The organism is Phytopseudomonas dryadis, assembly GCF_004327355.1.
Classification (GTDB): Bacteria; Pseudomonadota; Gammaproteobacteria; order Pseudomonadales; family Pseudomonadaceae; genus Aquipseudomonas; species Aquipseudomonas dryadis.
In genome coordinates, this window is sequence record NZ_QJUM01000023.1 from 25,793 (window position 1) to 42,588 (window position 16,796).

The 16,796-nt window shown below is 63.1% G+C and carries 17 protein-coding genes; 6 read left to right on the forward strand and 11 right to left on the reverse strand.

Annotated features, from left to right (window positions below):
• Positions 1 to 29 precede the first annotated feature (29 nt).
• The 7 genes from tolQ to aspS form a co-directional block, all read right to left on the reverse strand.
• The gene (gene tolQ / locus DNK34_RS18385; protein WP_131176571.1) at positions 30 to 725 is read right to left on the reverse strand and encodes a protein TolQ; all 696 of its coding nucleotides are present in this window, start codon (positions 723 to 725) and stop codon (positions 30 to 32) included.
• A gap of 2 nt (positions 726 to 727) precedes the next feature.
• On the reverse strand, positions 728 to 1,180 hold the full coding sequence (gene ybgC, locus DNK34_RS18390) for a tol-pal system-associated acyl-CoA thioesterase (protein ID WP_131176572.1): 453 nt from the start codon (positions 1,178 to 1,180) through the stop codon (positions 728 to 730).
• Positions 1,181 to 1,230: 50 nt separating this feature from the next.
• Positions 1,231 to 2,283: a Holliday junction branch migration DNA helicase RuvB gene (gene ruvB / locus DNK34_RS18395; RefSeq protein WP_131176573.1), complete on the reverse strand. Its 1,053-nt coding sequence runs from the start codon at positions 2,281 to 2,283 to the stop codon at positions 1,231 to 1,233.
• Complete coding sequence (gene ruvA, locus DNK34_RS18400) at positions 2,284 to 2,889, reverse strand: Holliday junction branch migration protein RuvA (protein WP_131176574.1); 606 nt, start codon at positions 2,887 to 2,889, stop codon at positions 2,284 to 2,286.
• 83 nt (positions 2,890 to 2,972) lie between these two features.
• Entirely contained in the window at positions 2,973 to 3,497 is a 525-nt protein-coding gene (gene ruvC, locus DNK34_RS18405) for a crossover junction endodeoxyribonuclease RuvC (protein WP_131176575.1), read from the reverse strand.
• A gap of 932 nt (positions 3,498 to 4,429) precedes the next feature.
• Positions 4,430 to 5,179 carry a YebC/PmpR family DNA-binding transcriptional regulator gene (locus DNK34_RS18410; RefSeq protein ID WP_131176576.1) on the reverse strand — a complete coding sequence of 250 codons (750 nt, stop codon included), beginning with the start codon at positions 5,177 to 5,179 and terminating at the stop codon, positions 4,430 to 4,432.
• An 81-nt stretch (positions 5,180 to 5,260) separates the two neighbouring features.
• Positions 5,261 to 7,036, reverse strand: coding sequence for an aspartate--tRNA ligase (aspS, locus tag DNK34_RS18415; RefSeq protein WP_131176577.1), 1,776 nt, complete (start codon positions 7,034 to 7,036; stop codon positions 5,261 to 5,263).
• A gap of 314 nt (positions 7,037 to 7,350) precedes the next feature.
• Between aspS and DNK34_RS18420 the strand changes: the two genes are divergently transcribed.
• Complete coding sequence (locus DNK34_RS18420) at positions 7,351 to 7,821, forward strand: Dps family protein (RefSeq protein ID WP_131176578.1); 471 nt, start codon at positions 7,351 to 7,353, stop codon at positions 7,819 to 7,821.
• Between the two features lie 287 nt (positions 7,822 to 8,108).
• On the forward strand, positions 8,109 to 8,711 hold the full coding sequence (locus tag DNK34_RS25985) for a cold-shock protein (protein ID WP_131176631.1): 603 nt from the start codon (positions 8,109 to 8,111) through the stop codon (positions 8,709 to 8,711).
• Between the two features lie 345 nt (positions 8,712 to 9,056).
• On the opposite strand, the gene DNK34_RS18430 is transcribed toward DNK34_RS25985, so the two are convergent.
• A complete protein-coding gene (locus DNK34_RS18430) occupies positions 9,057 to 9,263 on the reverse strand; it encodes a SlyX family protein (RefSeq protein WP_131176579.1) in 207 nt (68 codons plus the stop codon).
• The gene (locus DNK34_RS18435; protein ID WP_131176580.1) at positions 9,264 to 9,689 is read right to left on the reverse strand and encodes an HIT family protein; all 426 of its coding nucleotides are present in this window, start codon (positions 9,687 to 9,689) and stop codon (positions 9,264 to 9,266) included.
• Positions 9,690 to 10,345: 656 nt separating this feature from the next.
• On the opposite strand from DNK34_RS18435, the gene DNK34_RS18440 reads away from it, so the two are divergent.
• From DNK34_RS18440 to DNK34_RS18450, 3 genes are all read left to right on the forward strand, one after another.
• The gene (locus tag DNK34_RS18440; protein ID WP_131176581.1) at positions 10,346 to 11,611 is read left to right on the forward strand and encodes an OprD family porin; all 1,266 of its coding nucleotides are present in this window, start codon (positions 10,346 to 10,348) and stop codon (positions 11,609 to 11,611) included.
• A 248-nt stretch (positions 11,612 to 11,859) separates the two neighbouring features.
• On the forward strand, positions 11,860 to 13,575 hold the full coding sequence (locus DNK34_RS18445) for a proline--tRNA ligase (RefSeq protein WP_131176582.1): 1,716 nt from the start codon (positions 11,860 to 11,862) through the stop codon (positions 13,573 to 13,575).
• Positions 13,576 to 13,600: 25 nt separating this feature from the next.
• A complete protein-coding gene (locus DNK34_RS18450; protein ID WP_131176583.1) occupies positions 13,601 to 14,554 on the forward strand; it encodes a hypothetical protein in 954 nt (317 codons plus the stop codon).
• Between the two features lie 12 nt (positions 14,555 to 14,566).
• On the opposite strand, the gene DNK34_RS18455 is transcribed toward DNK34_RS18450, so the two are convergent.
• Positions 14,567 to 14,842 carry an acylphosphatase gene (locus DNK34_RS18455; protein ID WP_131176584.1) on the reverse strand — a complete coding sequence of 92 codons (276 nt, stop codon included), beginning with the start codon at positions 14,840 to 14,842 and terminating at the stop codon, positions 14,567 to 14,569.
• Between the two features lie 10 nt (positions 14,843 to 14,852).
• Complete coding sequence (locus DNK34_RS18460) at positions 14,853 to 15,332, reverse strand: TlpA family protein disulfide reductase (RefSeq protein WP_131176585.1); 480 nt, start codon at positions 15,330 to 15,332, stop codon at positions 14,853 to 14,855.
• A 30-nt stretch (positions 15,333 to 15,362) separates the two neighbouring features.
• On the opposite strand from DNK34_RS18460, the gene DNK34_RS18465 reads away from it, so the two are divergent.
• Complete coding sequence (locus DNK34_RS18465) at positions 15,363 to 16,766, forward strand: PilZ domain-containing protein (protein WP_131176586.1); 1,404 nt, start codon at positions 15,363 to 15,365, stop codon at positions 16,764 to 16,766.
• Positions 16,767 to 16,796: the final 30 nt, after the last annotated feature.

The following is a 16,796-nucleotide window of genomic DNA, read 5'->3' on the forward strand; positions in this document are numbered from 1 at the left end:
TCGAAACCTGTATTGAGTGCGCCTGAGGCTTATTCTTCGCTGCTGTGCACTTTGCGGTGCAGGATCGCCTGGAACTCGTCGGCGAAGGTGTAGTAGCGCGCGATCAGCATCTCGCCGCGCGCGGCGAAACGGTTGTAGGCGATCACCGCCGGAATCGCGGCGAACAGACCGATGGCGGTGGCGATCAGCGCCTCGGCGATCCCCGGGGCGACCGTCGCCAGGGTGGCTTGCTGTACCTGGGCCAGGCCGCGGAAGGAGTTCATGATCCCCCAGACGGTGCCGAACAGGCCGATATAGGGACTGGTGGAGCCGACGGTGGCGAGGAACGGCAGGCTTTGCTCGAGCTTTTCCTCCTCGCGGGAGATGGCCACGCGCATGGCTCGCGCCACGCCATCCATCACCGCATCGGGATCCATGCCCGGCTGCTGGCGCAGGCGCGAGAACTCCTTGAAGCCGGCGCGGAAGATCTGCTCAAGACCGGAGTCCGGATCGGGATTGCTGCCCGCCTGGCGGTACAGCTTGGACAGATCGATACCCGACCAGAAGCGCTCCTCGAAGCTGTCCAGAGCGCGCTTGGCGGCACGCAGCAAGGTGCTGCGCTGGAAAATCATGACCCATGAAGTGACCGATGCGGCCACCAGGGTCAGCATCACCAACTGCACCACCAGGCTGGCGTTGCTGATCAGACTCCACATCGACATGTGGTCAACGGCGTTGGCTTCCACGCTTACTCTCCTGCTTCAGATGTACCGGCACCACCCAGCTCGGCGAAGGCCGCACGCAGAGACTGGGGAATGGCCCGGGGTTTTAAATTGTCGGCGCGCACGCAGGCCACCATGAACTGCCCTTCGCAGAGCAGCGCGTTATCCGTGATCCGTCTGACCTGTTGACGAAAGCGCAGGCTGGCACGGTTCAACTCGCTCACCTCGGCGCTCACCAGCAGCTCGTCGTCCAGGCGGGCCGGCGCGTGGTAGCGCGCCTCGCTCGAGTGCACGACGAACAACAGGCCCTCACCCGCCAGCGTCGACTGGGCGAAGCCCAGGTCGCGCAGCCGCTCGGTGCGAGCCCGTTCCATAAACTTGAGGTAGTTGACGTAATAAACGATGCCGCCGGCATCGGTGTCCTCGTAGTAGACCCGACAACGATGGGCGAACGGCTGAACTCCGTCTTGCGCGCGCATACTCTAGTGCCAGCTCCCGCGCTTGCCAATCGGCAAGACAAGTATTTTTTTCATTCGTCACCACCGGCGAACAGGTCGGCGCTGGGCAGGTCGCCCATGCGCCTGGGCGCATTGAGGCCGAAGTGCAGGTAGGCATGCCGGGTCACCACCCGCCCCCTGGGGGTACGCATGATGTAGCCCTGCTGGATCAGGTACGGCTCCAGCACATCCTCGATGGTATGACGCTCTTCGCTGATCGCCGCCGCCAGGCTGTCGACCCCTACCGGCCCGCCATCGAACTTCTCGATCATGGTCAGCAGCAGGCGCCTGTCCTGGTGGTCGAAACCACGCTCATCGACATCCAGCAGGTTCAGCGCCAGATCCGCGATCGGCCGGGTGATCGCGCCCTGCCCGCGGACTTCGGCGAAATCACGCACACGACGCAACAGGCGGTTGGCGATACGCGGCGTACCACGGGCCCGCCGGGCGATCTCGAAAGCGCCCTGCGCCTCGATGGGCAGACCGAGGATGCCGGCCGAACGGCTGACGATGGTGGCCAGGTCCTCGGTGCTGTAGAACTCCAGGCGCTGGACGATACCGAAACGGTCACGCAGCGGGTTGGTCAGCATGCCGGCACGGGTGGTGGCGCCCACCAGGGTGAAGGGTGGCAGATCCAGCTTGATCGAACGCGCCGCCGGCCCCTCGCCGATCATGATGTCGAGCTGGAAGTCCTCCATGGCCGGGTACAGCACTTCTTCGACGATGGGCGACAGACGGTGGATCTCGTCGATGAACAACACATCGCCGGGCTCCAGGTTGGTCAGCAGCGCCGCCAGATCGCCCGGCCGCTCCAGCACCGGCCCCGAGGTGCTCTTGAGCGAGACATTCATTTCCTGGGCGATGATATTGGCCAGGGTGGTCTTGCCCAACCCGGGCGGGCCGAAGATCAGCGTGTGATCGAGCGACTCGCGGCGCCCGCGCGCCGCCTGGATGAACAGCTCCATCTGCTCACGGACAATGGGCTGGCCGATGTATTCGGCCAGCTTCAGCGGACGAATGGCCCGATCGACCTGCTCGTCGCGGTCGCGCGTGCTGGCCGTGATCAGCCTGTCTGCTTCGAGCATCTACAGCATTCCCTTCAGCGCGCGACGAATCATGTCTTCACTACTCAGCCCATCTTCTTTTACCGCGGACACAGCGCGACTGGCTTCCTGGGGTTTGTAACCCAGGGAAATCAGTGCGCTGACCGCATCATTCTCCGCGCTTGAGACTGCACCACCCGCGCGAGGTTCAACCACAAGGGTCGCCATACCGGGCACGCTTTCCCAGGCCTTGAAGCGATCCTTGAGCTCGACCAGCAGGCGCTCGGCGGTTTTCTTGCCGACCCCCGGGACCTTGACCAGCGCGGCGGTATCCTGCGCCTGCACGCAACGCACCAGCTCATCGACCTCGAGGCCGGACATCAGCGCCAGCGCCAGTTTCGGGCCGACGCCGTTGAGACGGATCAGCTCGCGGAACAGCTCACGCTCGCGCTTCTCGTAAAAGCCATAGAGCAGGTGCGCATCCTCACGCACCACCAGATGGGTATGCAGCGTCAGCGGCTCGCCCACTGCGGGCAAACGGTACAACGTGGTCATGGGCACTTCCAGCTCATAGCCCAGGCCATTCACATCCAGAATCAAATGAGGCGGCTGCTTTTCCGCCAGCGTACCGCGCAAACGTCCGATCATCGCGCCGTCCTTATCAGGGTCGAATCATCATTAAATGCCTGGCCACCCGCCATTGCCGGCGACCGCCACACAGGAGCCCGGTGCTACAAACGCAGACGCCCGGCACGTCGCTTGGCGCCCACCAGGCCGTGGGGAATCAGGCTCTGCCGATGATGGGCATGGCACAGGGCGATCGCCAGGGCGTCGGAGGCGTCGATCTGCGGCTTCTGCACCAGCTTGAGCAAATGCATGACCATCATCTGCACCTGCTCCTTGTCCGCCCCCCCGGTGCCGGCAATGGCCTGCTTGACCTGGGTGGCGGTGTATTCCGAGATATCCAGGCCCGCCTCGATGCCGGCAACCATGGCCACCCCACGGGCCTGCCCCAGCTTGAGGGCCGAGTCGGGGTTGCGCGCCATGAACACCTGCTCGATGCCCATGGTCACCGGCCCATACGTCCTGATCACCTCGCTCACCCCGCGAAACACCAGTTGCAGCCGTTCGGGCATGCTGCCACTCCCGGTACGGATGCAACCGGAAGCCACGTACTCGCAATTGCGCCCGGTATCGCGCACCACGCCGTACCCGGTAATGCGCGAGCCGGGGTCGATGCCCAGAATCAAGGTCATGCCTGCTGCCTGCCTAGCGACTGCGCCATGGCGCGCCGTACTGTCTATTTATCCAGGCTGCGAGTATAGGGCCGCCCGCTGTCGCCGTCACCAGACAAAGATGGCCGAAAGCGTTTTCACGCCGGGAGCGGCGGCCGCAGGAGCGTCGACCCCAGCGCAATACGATGGCGGCCGTTCCACAAATCCCCAGTGCGGCCACCAATCGCCGCGGGGGCGCGGCTCCTACGGGATCGTGGCAAACCGCCGACCGTGCAGGAGCGTCGACCCCGGCGCGATGCGATGGCGGCCATCCCACAACATCCATAGTGCGACCGGCAATCGCCGCGGGGGCGCGGTTCCTACCGGATCGTGGCAGACCGCCGACCGTGTAGGAGCGTCGACCCCGGCGCGATGCGATGGCAGCCATCCCACAACATCCGTAGTGCGACCGGCAATCGCCGCGGGGCGCGGTTCCTACGGGATCGTGGCAAACCGCCGACCGTGTAGGAGCGTCGACCCCGGCGCGATGCGATGGCGGCCATCCCACAACATCCGTGGTGCGACCGGCAATCGCCGCGGGGCGCGGTTCCTACGGGATCGTGGCAAACCGCCGACCGTGCAGGAGCGTCGACCCCGGCGCGATGCGATGGCGGCCATCCCACAACATCCGTGGTGCGACCGGCAATCGCCGCGGGGGCGCGGCTCCCACACAAGCGTGGCCGTCCTCCACGGTTATCGCTGACCAGCCAACGGCAGCCGCCTACGATGCGCCGCAACCCGCCGAGCGACAGCCCGGTCGCCAGGAATGGCGGGCCACAAAAAATCGTCAGGAACGATTTTTGACGTCGCTGGCGACGGCCCGCAGGGTGGCCGCCAGGGATGACGGGCCACAAAAAAGCCGGAATCGCAGCGCCCTGCGGATTCCGGCCATCGTTCCTTCACACCTCGAACGCTCAGCCGAGCTGCTCCATCAGCTCATCGGGAATCTCGGCATTGTGATAGACGTTCTGCACGTCATCGAGATCCTCGAGCATGTCGATCAGCTTGACCACCTTCTGTACGGTTTCCAGGTCATCCAGCGGCGCGCCGATGGACGGAATCATCGACACCTCGGCCTCTTCGCTCTTGAAACCAGCAGCGCTCAAGGCTTCGTTGACGGAAATGAAGTCGGTGAAGCTGGTGAACACATCGATGGAGCCGTCGTCATTGACCACCACATCGTCGGCACCGGCCTCCAGCGCCGCTTCCATCAAGGCATCCTCGTCCGTGCCGGCGGCGAAGCTGATCTGCCCCTTGCGCTCGAACATGTAGGCCACCGAGCCGTCGGTGCCCAGGTTGCCGCCGCATTTGCTGAACGCGTGACGCACAGCGGCCGCGGTGCGATTGCGGTTGTCGGTCATGGTCTCGACGATCAGCGCCACGCCGCTGGGCGCATACCCCTCATAGGACAGCTCTTCGACGCGCTCGCCCTCGTTCTCACCGGTGCCGCGGGCGATGGCGCGGTCGATGGTGTCGCGCGTCATGTTGGCCGTCAGCGCCTTGTCCACGGCCAGGCGCAGGCGCGGGTTGTCGGCGGGAATGCCGCCGCCCTGGGACGCCGCCACGGTGAGTTCGCGGATCAACTTGGTGAAAATCTTGCCGCGCTTGGCGTCCTGACGCCCTTTGCGGTGCTTGATGTTGGCCCACTTGGAATGACCTGCCATATTCCACTCCACTTCACACAGATATTCGGGTTTCACAATGCACAAGCCCAGGTTTCCCTGGGCTTGTATGCCACGTACGACCTATTCGGCCTTGGGCTGCTCGCGCAGGCGAATGTGCAATTCGCGCAGCGCCTTGGCGTCGACCACTCCGGGCGCCTGGGTCATGACGCAGGCCGCACTCTGGGTTTTCGGGAAGGCGATCACTTCCCGGATCGACTGGGCACCAGTCATCAGCATCACCAGGCGATCCAGACCGAAGGCCAGGCCACCGTGGGGCGGCGCACCGTATTTCAGGGCGTCGAGCAGGAAGCCGAACTTCTCTTCCTGCTCCGCCTCGTCGATGCCCAGCAGGCGGAACACGGCCTGCTGCATTTCCTTGCGGTGGATACGGATCGAACCACCGCCCAGCTCGGTGCCGTTGAGCACCATGTCGTAGGCACGCGACAGCGCCGCGGCCGGGTTGGCCTCCAGCTCTGCCGGCGAGCACTTGGGCGCGGTGAACGGGTGGTGCAGAGCGGTGAAACCGCCGTCGTCGTTCTCTTCGAACATCGGGAAGTCGACGACCCACATCGGCGCCCATTCACAGGTCAGCAGGTTGAGGTCATGGCCCAGCTTGATACGCAGCGCGCCCAGGGCCTCGCTGACGATCCTGGCCTTGTCGGCGCCGAAGAACACGATGTCGCCATCGACCGCGCCCACGCGATCGAGGATCACATTGAGGCTGGCCTCGGGAATGTTCTTGACGATCGGCGACTGCAGACCTTCGACACCCTTGGCCCGCTCGTTGACCTTGATATAGGCCAGGCCCTTGGCGCCATAGATGCCGACGAACTTGGTGTATTCGTCGATACGGCTGCGCGGCATGCTCGCCCCACCGGGCACGCGCAGTGCGGCCACACGGGATTTCGGATCGTTGGCCGGGCCGCTGAAGACCTTGAACTCGACGTCCCTGAGCTGATCGGCGACGTCCACCAGCTCCAGCGGAATGCGCAGATCCGGTTTGTCGGAGCCGTAACGGCGCATGGCCTCTTCGAAGGTCATGTGCGGGAACTCGCCGAACTCCACGTCCAGCACGTCCTTGAACAGCTGGCGCACCATCTTCTCGGTGATGGCGATGATCTCGTCCTCGCCCAGGAAGCTGGTCTCGATGTCGATCTGGGTGAATTCCGGCTGACGGTCGGCGCGCAGATCCTCGTCGCGGAAGCACTTGGCGATCTGGTAGTAGCGGTCGAAGCCAGCCACCATCAGCAGTTGCTTGAACAACTGCGGCGACTGCGGCAAGGCGAAGAAACTGCCGGCATGGGTACGGCTCGGCACCAGGTAATCGCGCGCACCTTCCGGCGTGGCGCGGGTGAGGATGGGCGTCTCCACGTCGAGGAAGCCATTCTCGTCCAGGTAGCGGCGGATGCTGGTGGTGATGCTCGAGCGCAGCTTCAGCTTGGCCGCCATTTCCGGCCGGCGCAGATCGATGAAGCGATAGCGCAGACGGGTTTCCTCGCCCACGTCGGAGTATTCGTTGAGCGGGAAAGGCGGGGTTTCCGCCTCGTTCAGCACCTGCAGGTCGTAGCCCAGCACCTCGATGGCGCCCGATGTCATGTTCGGGTTGACCGCCCCGGCCGGACGCAGGCGCACCTTGCCGACGATCTTCACGACGTACTCGCTGCGCACCTTGTCGGCGGCGGCGAAGGTCTCGGCGCGATCAGGATCGAACACCACCTGCGCCAGGCCTTCACGATCACGGATATCGAGGAAGATCACCCCGCCATGATCGCGGCGGCGATGAACCCAACCGCAGAGGGTGACTTCCTGGCCATCCAGGCTCTCGTTCAACTGGCCGCAATAGTGGCTGCGCATCATGGTCGTTATCGCTTCTCTTGAGTCTGAAATTCATTGAACCGCGAACCGGCTGTACCTCACCAAGCCTGCAGCGCGACTGCAGGGGCTCGTCCAGCACACGCGGACGGGTCGCAGCAAAGCGCGAGATTATATATGGTTAAACCGCACCGCGCAGCCGGCCACGCTGACAGCAAACCCGAACCGCTGTGGCATCATAGCCGCCAACCATCACTTCCATTGACATAAACACGGCTCAAGCCCGGCAATAGCCGTGTTAGGCTCTGTGCCATCCGCACAGGGCCGCCAGTTCCCGACCATCAACAGGAGAAAAAGCCATGGAAATCAACATCGGAATCGCCGAACAGGACCGAGCCGCCATCGCCGAAGGCCTGTCGCGCCTGCTTGCCGACACCTACACCCTTTACCTGAAGACCCACAACTTCCACTGGAACGTCACCGGGCCGATGTTCAACACCCTGCACCTGATGTTCGAAGGGCAGTACACCGAACTGGCCCTGGCCGTCGACCAGATCGCCGAGCGCATCCGCGCCCTCGGCTTCCCGGCGCCAGGCACCTACGCCGCCTACGCACGCCTGTCGTCGATCAAGGAAGAAGAAAACGTGCCGGCCGCCGAGGACATGATCAAGCTGCTGGTTCAAGGCCAGGAAGCCGTGGTGCGTACCGCGCGCGGCATCTTCCCGCTGCTGGATAAAGTCAGCGACGAGCCGACCGCCGACCTGCTGACCCAGCGCATGCAGGTTCACGAGAAGACTGCCTGGATGCTGCGCAGCCTGCTCGCCGCCTGAGCCCATATCCCGTTGCACAAGTGCCCGCCAGCCGGCGGGCACTTGCCTGTTACGCGACCGGCCGTAGCCCGCCTCGGCAGACCCGTGACCGCCACCCCCGCGCCATACGCCCGCGCTGATTTGAGTAGCCCTCCTCTTTGCTGTTAAATACGCCCCGTGCCGTCACCCCGAGCCATCGGGTGGGCGCATAGGCTGGCCCTCCTCGTATCTCCATCGCCCTTACGTCACGGCAAATCGCGCGAGACCAGCTCTTCCTGGTGATCCTTTTACAAGTGAGCTCGTTGAACATGTTGAAAATCGTCCACCTACTGGCGGGCCTGTCGGCCCTGCTGCTATCCGTCACACCCAACCTGAGCAGTAACGCCCAGCCCTTCCTGCAGCACCCGGATGCCCTGTGCCTTGCGCTCTTCGGCCTCCTCAACCTGCTGCTGGCACCTCAACTCCCCATCTGGCACACCAACATTCGCCAGCAACTGCAAAACCTGGTCTCGGCCCTGTTGATCCTGGGCACACTGCTGCAAGCCCTGATTCTGCTGGCACCACTGCCCCTGATCGCCGAACAGCCAGCCCTGTTGTTCAGCCTGCTGATCATCGGCGTCGCCGTCGCCCTGCACCTGGCCACCAACCTGCGCCCCAGAACCCGCAGCAACCCGATCCCGCAGGATCTGGGCGACCGGGAAACCGGTACGGTGAAGTGGTTCAACACCTCCAAGGGGTTCGGCTTCATCTCACGCGATATGGGTGACGATATCTTCGTGCACTTTCGCGCCATTCGTGGCGAAGGCCACCGCGTTCTGGTGGAAGGACAACGCGTGGAGTTTTCCGTGATGCAGCGCGACAAAGGCCTGCAGGCCGAAGACGTGATCGCGGCCCAGCCCACACGTCGCTAGTGTTGCGACAACGGTCATGTGTCGGCCTGGGGCAGATGAACCTGCTGCGGGGGGGGATGATAGCTATAAGGTGGAAGGGGCTTTAGCCGCGAGCTCTTCGCGCCTTTGACGGCCCAATCGCGGCTAAAGCCCCTCCCACAGCCACAGGGTACGTAGGGTGGATGACGCTCTTTTCATCCACCATTGCGATTGTGGAACTACGGCCGCTTCCGCCTTTGAGCAACGCTCGGATGCGACATTTGATCTGCACCAGACGTCGCCTGCGACGATCCGCAGGGGAGCTGCCAGGGATGGCAGGCTACAAAAAAGCCCGCAGCGATTGCGGGCTTTTTTCATGCGGGGCATTCAGTAGTGCGGCGGTGGCGCCTCGTCCTGGGCGACCCCGGACGTCCCGGCCTCTTCCTGACGCCGGGCCAGGGCCGTCAGTTGCAGTTGTAGCCGCTCGATACTGCGCTGCTGCACGACCAGCGCATCGTTGAGGGCCTGAATGGTGTCGTCCTGAAAGGCCTGGCGGCTTTCCAGCTCGACGATGCGTGCTTCCAGCGCCTTCATCTATAGAACACCGAACTGGAACTGCCCCGGCATCACCGAACGCAACTTGTGCTCGATGGCCTCGACCTGCGCCTGCTCGTAAGGCAGGGCCGGATGCGCGCCCCACACCGGAGAGGGCCAGGCCGCATCACCGCGATAACGTACGATCACGTGCATATGCAGCTGGCTGACCACATTACCCAGGGTGGCGATATTGATCTTGTCAGCCTTGAAGACATCCTTCAGCAGCTCGGCCAGCAGAGCGGTCTCGCGCCATAGCGCCTGTTGCTCGTCCACACTGAGCTGGAACAGCTCGCTGACCTCTTCCCGACGGGGCACGAGGATGAACCAGGGATAGCGGGCATCATTGCTCAACAACAGGCGGCTCAGGGGGAAATCCCCCAGAACCCGGGTGTCCTGCTGCAGGCGGGAATCCAAGACGAACATGACCTTTACCACTCGCTGTCAGACGACAAAGAGTCGCAGCATACCCGCCATCCCCCCGGAAATTAACCCCTGCACCAGCCTCGCACCAACAGGTTGCACAATTACCGCCCCACCCCAGGTTTTACGCACCATTTTGTTTCCCGAAGTAAACAGTACCGGCAGCTCATCACCCTATAATCAAATCTCATTATCAGTAAGGACGCTTAAAATCTGCTAGCTATTAATAAGCGGGCTAATCAGAGCGGATAGGAATCGGCCCGCCGCTACTGGAGAAAGACGCCCGGCTCCAGGAAATGGCCTGGCAGAAAGCCTCCAGAAGCCCCGTAGCGCACTGATTTCACAGCCTTGTGCATTTTGAGCACGACTCTTGCTTAGTCCTGAGCAATGCCCGGTATGCCGTGCAGCGCAGTAACGGAACACGGTTGCCAGTAGAACCGAGAGCGTCGGCGCACTGGGCGCAAGTGGAAATCTACGAAATTGCGACACACTTCATTGGCTTTGCGACAGTGCCGTGTGGAGCGATCAATGGATAGATTGAAACTATCGCCAATATTGGCGGCGTGCTATAAGTTAGCGCCGACACAAAAAGAAATAGGGCTGCTCACATAACAACCAATTGAGCAGTGCAACTCTTCTAAACCAAAGGAGCAATCACGATGCAAGTGATGAAGTGGAGCGTAATCGCCCTGGCAGTTGCCGCGGGTACTTCTCAAATGGCAGTGGCGTCCAGCCAGTCCGAGTCCAACGGCTTTATCGAAGACAGCAGTTTCAATATTTTCAACCGCGCGTTGTACTTCAACCGCGACTTCCGTAACGCCGCTCCTGGCTCCCAGAGCTACGCCGAAGAGACCGGCCTCGGTATTCGCCTGCTGTACGAGTCCGGCTTCACTCAAGGTACCGTTGGCTTCGGTTTCGACGCTCACAGCCTGAGCAGCATCAAGGTCGACAGCGGCCGTGGCCGCCACAGCACCGGCCAGTTCGGCACCACCAGCGACGGCCGCGGCGAAGACACCCAGACCGAAGTCGGCGGCGCCATCAAGCTGCGTCTGTCCGATACCGTTCTGAAATACGGCAACCAGTTCACTTCGAGCCCGGTATTCGCCACCGACGACAGCCGCATTCTGCCGGAAGTCGCCACCGGTACCCTGCTCACCAGCAACGAAATCGAAGGCCTCGAGCTGACCGCTGGTCGCTTCACCGCAATGAGCAGCCAAGTAGGCAGCGGCCGTGATGGCATCAACGGCAAGGGCGAGCCAGGCCTGACCTCCGCCAACATCGTTGGTGCAAGCTACGCCTTCACCGACAACTTCAGCGGCGCGATCCACCACTCCGACGTCGAAGACTTCTTCAAGAAGACCTATGTCAACTTGAACTACAACCTGCCGCTGAGCGACGAGCAAGCGCTGAACTTCGACTTCAACGCCTATAAGACCAGCGGTGACGGCGAAGAGCGCTATGGCGAAGTCGACAACAAGATCTGGAGCTTGGCAGCAGCCTATAGCCTCAGCGCCCATACCTTCACCGTTGCCCACCAGCGCTCCAGCGGTGACGCTGGCTACGCTTATGGCGTCGATGGTGGCGGCACCGTCTTCCTGGCCAACTCCGTGCAGATGCGCGACTTCAACGGTAAGGACGAGAAGTCCTGGCAGGCTCGCTACGACCTGGATATGTCGACTTTCGGCGTACCCGGCCTGAGCTTCATGGCGCGCTACATCACCGGTAGCGACATCGATGTTGGCCCTGGCAGCGATCTGAACCGCTGGGAACGCAACCTCGAAGCCAAATACGTCGTACAAGACGGCGCGGCCAAGGATCTGTCGTTCCGCGTTCGCCAAGCCACCTACCGTGCCGATTCCGGCTACGAAGGCGGCAAGCTGGACGAAGTTCGTGTGATCGTCGAATACCCGCTGAGCGTTCTGTAAATACAGGCACTACGCGTACCCCTGAAAACACCCGGCCATTGCCGGGTGTTTTCTTTTGCGCAACACGATGACGCACCGCGCCCAGCCAGGCGCCTTCTCCAGCCCTTCTCACCGCCCAACCAAATACGGCTATCGGCCAGCCTGCCCGGATCCGTGCCAGCCCCGCAGCGGCATCCTGTACGCAACAGGACAGGCGCCGTACAATGCCGAGCTATCCAAAGCCCTTGCAACCGACAGAACGGCCAACCATGCGCACCAGTCAGTTCCTGCTCTCGACCCTCAAAGAAACCCCTTCCGACGCCGTCGTCGTCAGCCACCAGCTTATGCTGCGCGCCGGGATGATCCGCAAACTCGCCTCCGGCCTCTATACCTGGCTGCCCATGGGGCTGCGCACCCTGCGCAAGGTGGAAAAGGTCGTCCGCGAGGAGATGGACGCCGCTGGCGCCCTGGAAGTGCTGATGCCCGGCATCCAGCCCGCCGAACTCTGGCAGGAGTCCGGCCGCTGGGAGGAGTACGGCCCGGAACTGCTGCGCATGAAGGATCGCCATGGCCGTGATTTCTGTGCCGGCCCGACCCACGAAGAAGTCATCACCGATCTGATGCGCAACGAGCTCAGTAGCTACAAACAGCTGCCGCTCAATCTGTATCAGATCCAGACCAAGTTCCGTGACGAAATCCGCCCGCGCTTCGGCCTGATGCGCGGCCGCGAGTTCATCATGAAGGATGCCTACTCCTTCCACGCCAGCCAGGATTCCCTGCAGCAAACCTATGACCGCATGCACCAGGCGTATTGCAACATATTCACCCGCCTGGGCCTGAAATTCCGCCCCGTGGAGGCCGACAACGGCTCCATCGGCGGCGCGGGCTCCCATGAATTCCATGTACTGGCCGAGTCCGGCGAGGACGATATCGTCTTCAGCAACGCCTCCGACTACGCGGCCAATATCGAGAAGGCCGAAGCCATTCCCCGGGAATCCTCGCGCCCGGCGCCCACGGAAGAACTGCGCCTGGTCGACACCCCCGACGTGAAGACCATCCAGCAACTGGTCGACGGCTTCGACCTGCCCATCGAACGCACCATCAAGACCCTGATCGTGCATGCCGAGGAAGCAGGCAAGCTGATCGCCCTGATCATCCGCGGCGACCACGAGCTGAATGAAATCAAGGCCGCCAACCAGCCAGGCGTCGCCAGCCCGCTGGTGATGGCTTCCGATGCCGAACTGCGCGCCGCCATCGGCGCCGGTGCCGGCTCGCTGGGCCCGTTGAACCTGCCCCTGCCCTGCATCATCGACCGTTCGGTCGAACTGATGAGCGACTTCGCCATCGGCGCCAATATCGATGACAAGCACTATTTCGGCGTCAACTGGGAACGCGACCTGCCGCTACCGAGCGTGGCGGATCTGCGCAACGTGGTGGCCGGCGACCCCAGCCCGGACGGCCAGGGTACCCTGGAGATCAAGCGCGGCATCGAGGTCGGGCACATCTTCCAGCTCGGCACCAAGTACAGCGAAGCGATGAACTGCCAGGTACTCGGCGAGAATGGCAAGCCGGTGACCCTGAGCATGGGCTGCTACGGTATCGGCGTGTCCCGGGTGGTCGCCGCGGCCATCGAACAGAATTCGGACGAGCGCGGGATCATCTGGAACGACGCCCTGGCGCCCTTCCATATCGCCCTGGTGCCGCTGCGCTACGAGACCGACGCCGTGCGCGAGGCGACCGACAGGCTGTATGCCGAGCTGACTGCCGCCGGCTTCGAGGTTCTGCTCGATGACCGTGACAAAAAGACCAGTCCGGGCATCAAATTCGCAGACATGGAACTGATCGGCATTCCACACCGTATCGTGGTCAGCGACCGCGGCCTGGCCGAAGGCAACCTGGAGTACAAGAGCCGGTTGCAGAGCGAGGCCCAGGCCGTGCCGGTAGCCGAGATCCTGTCGTTCATCCAGAGCCGTATCCGCCGCTGATCCCAGCCTTTTGCCAAGAGCCGTCATGTTCAAGCGAAGCACCTTGCGTCTGCTCAGCGCCACGACCTGTGGCGCTCTGTTTCTCAGTGGCTGTGCCAATCATTTGCCACAGCGCAGCGAGCACGAAGAACGTATCGAACGCAAACTGCTGAGCCACAGCCTGCAGATCGATGTGGGCGAGCCGCAGGTGCTGGAGCTGCCGCAACGGCGCGTACGCGTGCACGAGCAAAAGGCCTTCGAGGTGACCGCTTTCGAGGTCACCCGCCGCTATGATCGCTATACGCCCTACCAAGCCTGGCGCGAGCTGTACGAAGTGCCGCTGGGCGCGGTGGCCATCGTCGGCGGCGTCGGTGCCAACCTGTTGAACGTGGTACTGCTCGGCCGCCTGCCCGATAGCGTGACCAAGGACTGGATCAGCTATGGCGTCGCCGGCATCAACCCGTTCATGAACGCCGAATCCAATGGTCGCTCGCAGCAGAATTTGGCCACTGTTGACGAAAAACGTCAGGATGCCCGTACCGAGTATTCCAGCCTGCCATGGGCCGAACGGCCGGTACGGGTGCAGGCCGGGGGCCAGACCCACGAATTGCTCACCGATCGCAACGGTGTGCTGCGCCTCAACCTGCTGGACGGGCCATTCGCCGACCAGGACATTGGCCGGATCGATACGCTGCTGCTGAGCGTCGAGGATGGCCAGGGCTCGGCCAGTGCCGATGCGACCCTGCTGGTCGGGCGCAGCTTGCGCGGCAAGCTGCGTGAAGCCCATGACCTGATCTATGACGACCTCGAAGGCGCGGAAATCGAGCAATGGGTGCATCGCGTCAAGCGCCTGTCGGAGCTCGGTCTCGAGGAAGAAGCCAGCGAGCTGGAGCAGAGTCTTATCGAACTGACCCGCAACGATCCGGAACTCCAGGCAGCCTTCCTGCAATCATTGACCGATGACGCCGGCAGACTGGTCGCCGACCCGGGCAACGACTGAGAGAAACAGGCGTCAGGGCCGCACCACGAACCCGGCGATACCCTGCCAGGCATGTTCCTGCAGCTCGACAGACGCCACACGCGCCGCACGCGGTCCGGTTTCCAGCCAGGTCGCCATCTGCTGCACCGCCGAGTCGTCCCCTTCGAACAATAACTCTACCCGCCCATCGGCGACATTGCGCACCCAACCCGACAGCCCCAGGCTGTCCGCCATGCTGGCCGTGCTCTGACGAAAGCCGACACCCTGCACACGCCCACTGATATAGCCATGCACGCACCGATGCGCCATATCCGCCACCTCAGCCTTCGGCCCGCAACGCCTGCAGGCGGGCGCTCAGCCCCTCTGCGCTCTGCTCACCCAGCAGGCGCTCACGCACCTTGCCCTGATCGTCGACGATATAGGTCACCGGCAGCGCCTCGCTGGGCGGCAACTGATAGCGCTCGGCAGGGTCCTGGGCCAGCACGGTGAACTCGATGCCCAATGCCTGTGCCGCGCGGGCCAGTTCGTCCCCCTGCAGACCGTCGAAGTTGACCCCGAATACACCGACCGGCTGTGTTTCCAGCTGACCGGCCAAGGCATTCAGCTCGGGGATCTCGGTGCGGCAGGGACCACACCATTCGGCCCAGTAATTGATCACCAACCACTGGCCATCGAAGCGCTCAACCGCTACCTTTCGCCCATGCTGGTCGACGCCGAAGTCCTCGCCGCAACCCGTCAGTAACAGTCCGGCGGCGATCACTGCCATTATCCGCGTGACAACCCGGAGTCGCTTTACCATGGAATCGATCCTCATCCCCGCAGGGCTACCATGACACTGGATGTCCTGCACCTCGAAGTCCCCGATGCCCTGCAAACGGACTCGACCAGCCTGGCCGAACTCAACGAGCAGCTGAGCCAGGCCCGCCAGCAGCCGCCCGAGCAGGGATTGCAGCAGGTACTCGATATTCTGCTGCGCCTGAACCGCAGTGCAATGACCTTACTCGAAAGGCAGCGCGCGCTGCAAAGTTTCAGCGATGAGTACCGCCACTACGCCGCGGCCTATCGCAGCGACCAGTTGACAGCGCCATTTTTTCTGCGCCTGTGCAGCGAGCTGGCCGTCGGTTTCAAACGCCTGCTGCTGCAGATACACCTGGGTCGCCAGCCCTCACGCCCGCACCTGGCCTGGTGCCTGTACATGGCCCAGCACTTTCTGGCCCAGACCCTGATGCGCCATTACCAGCAGTACCAGCAACCACCTGCCGGGCTATGGCGCGACAGCCACCTGTTGTACTGGCAAGGCGAACAGCAGGACTGCCTTGACGAACCCGTGGCCGCCGCGTTCCAGCCAGCGCCCGCCAGCACCCTGCGCGGCCTCTACCAGCAGATGCTGCTGCTCGCCCTGAGCAATCCCTTCCACCTCGCGGAAGGTGAATGCGCCCTGCTGTTCGGCGCCCTGGCGCCCCTGGCCGGCATTGCCCGCCTGCTGCCCTGGGATGCCGAAGACGAGCGCGACGGCCCGCTGGTCGATCTGGCCCAGGCGCAGCCCTGCCTCAGCTATGCGCAGAAACCGCAAGGCGAGCCGGAACACCTGCGCCGCTTCGAAATCGGCGCCTTGCTGGTCGCCCTGAACGAACCGGCGCCGTTGCAAAGCAGCGCCGAGCGCCAACTGCTCGAACGCGTCCAGCCACACTGGCTCGGACGCGAACAACGCCGCCATGGGCGCAGTGCCCAGAACAGCGCCTGCAACCTGGCCATAGGCTTGCCGGCCATTCACGCACAGTTGCTGGAACAGCGCCCCCGTTGCGCTGCCGCGCAGATTCTCGATAACGGTTCCGGGGGTGCGCGCCTGTTGTGCAGCGACGAGCCCGTCGCGCCACTGGTCGTCGGCCAGTTGGTACTGTTGATGACCGACAGCCATGTCCTGGCTCTGGTCTGCTGGCGACACCGGAATGCCCAGGGCCTCCACCTGGGGCTGCGCTACCTCAAGGGCCTGGCACGGCCGGCATGGCTCAGACGCACACCAAGCGCACAGACCCATCCCGGTATCCTGCAAAGCACCCCGAATCCGGGTAATGGCTGGCACCATGGCCTGTGGCTGCCCCATGGCCAGTTCGTCGAAGCGGAGAACCTCTGGCTGCAGTTGAGCAACGCACCGAATCAGTTGCCCCTGCAACTGCCCGCTGCCAATCTGGCCAGCTCGTCAGTGAGCCGACACCCGCTCGAACTGCCGTAAATGCGAGACAGGTCACATCAAACACCGCCA

Coding starts and splice junctions, on each gene's coding strand:
- ybgC (WP_131176572.1), bottom strand. CDS start 1,180: ATGCGCGCGCAAGACGGAGTTCAGCCGTTCGCCCATCGTTGTCGGGTC.
- ruvB (WP_131176573.1), bottom strand. CDS start 2,283: ATGCTCGAAGCAGACAGGCTGATCACGGCCAGCACGCGCGACCGCGAC.
- ruvA (WP_131176574.1), bottom strand. CDS start 2,889: ATGATCGGACGTTTGCGCGGTACGCTGGCGGAAAAGCAGCCGCCTCAT.
- ruvC (WP_131176575.1), bottom strand. CDS start 3,497: ATGACCTTGATTCTGGGCATCGACCCCGGCTCGCGCATTACCGGGTAC.
- DNK34_RS18410 (WP_131176576.1), bottom strand. CDS start 5,179: ATGGCAGGTCATTCCAAGTGGGCCAACATCAAGCACCGCAAAGGGCGT.
- aspS (WP_131176577.1), bottom strand. CDS start 7,036: ATGATGCGCAGCCACTATTGCGGCCAGTTGAACGAGAGCCTGGATGGC.
- DNK34_RS18420 (WP_131176578.1), top strand. CDS start 7,351: ATGGAAATCAACATCGGAATCGCCGAACAGGACCGAGCCGCCATCGCC.
- DNK34_RS25985 (WP_131176631.1), top strand. CDS start 8,109: ATGTTGAAAATCGTCCACCTACTGGCGGGCCTGTCGGCCCTGCTGCTA.
- DNK34_RS18430 (WP_131176579.1), bottom strand. CDS start 9,263: ATGAAGGCGCTGGAAGCACGCATCGTCGAGCTGGAAAGCCGCCAGGCC.
- DNK34_RS18435 (WP_131176580.1), bottom strand. CDS start 9,689: ATGTTCGTCTTGGATTCCCGCCTGCAGCAGGACACCCGGGTTCTGGGG.
- DNK34_RS18440 (WP_131176581.1), top strand. CDS start 10,346: ATGCAAGTGATGAAGTGGAGCGTAATCGCCCTGGCAGTTGCCGCGGGT.
- DNK34_RS18445 (WP_131176582.1), top strand. CDS start 11,860: ATGCGCACCAGTCAGTTCCTGCTCTCGACCCTCAAAGAAACCCCTTCC.
- DNK34_RS18450 (WP_131176583.1), top strand. CDS start 13,601: ATGTTCAAGCGAAGCACCTTGCGTCTGCTCAGCGCCACGACCTGTGGC.
- DNK34_RS18455 (WP_131176584.1), bottom strand. CDS start 14,842: ATGGCGCATCGGTGCGTGCATGGCTATATCAGTGGGCGTGTGCAGGGT.
- DNK34_RS18460 (WP_131176585.1), bottom strand. CDS start 15,332: ATGGTAAAGCGACTCCGGGTTGTCACGCGGATAATGGCAGTGATCGCC.
- DNK34_RS18465 (WP_131176586.1), top strand. CDS start 15,363: ATGACACTGGATGTCCTGCACCTCGAAGTCCCCGATGCCCTGCAAACG.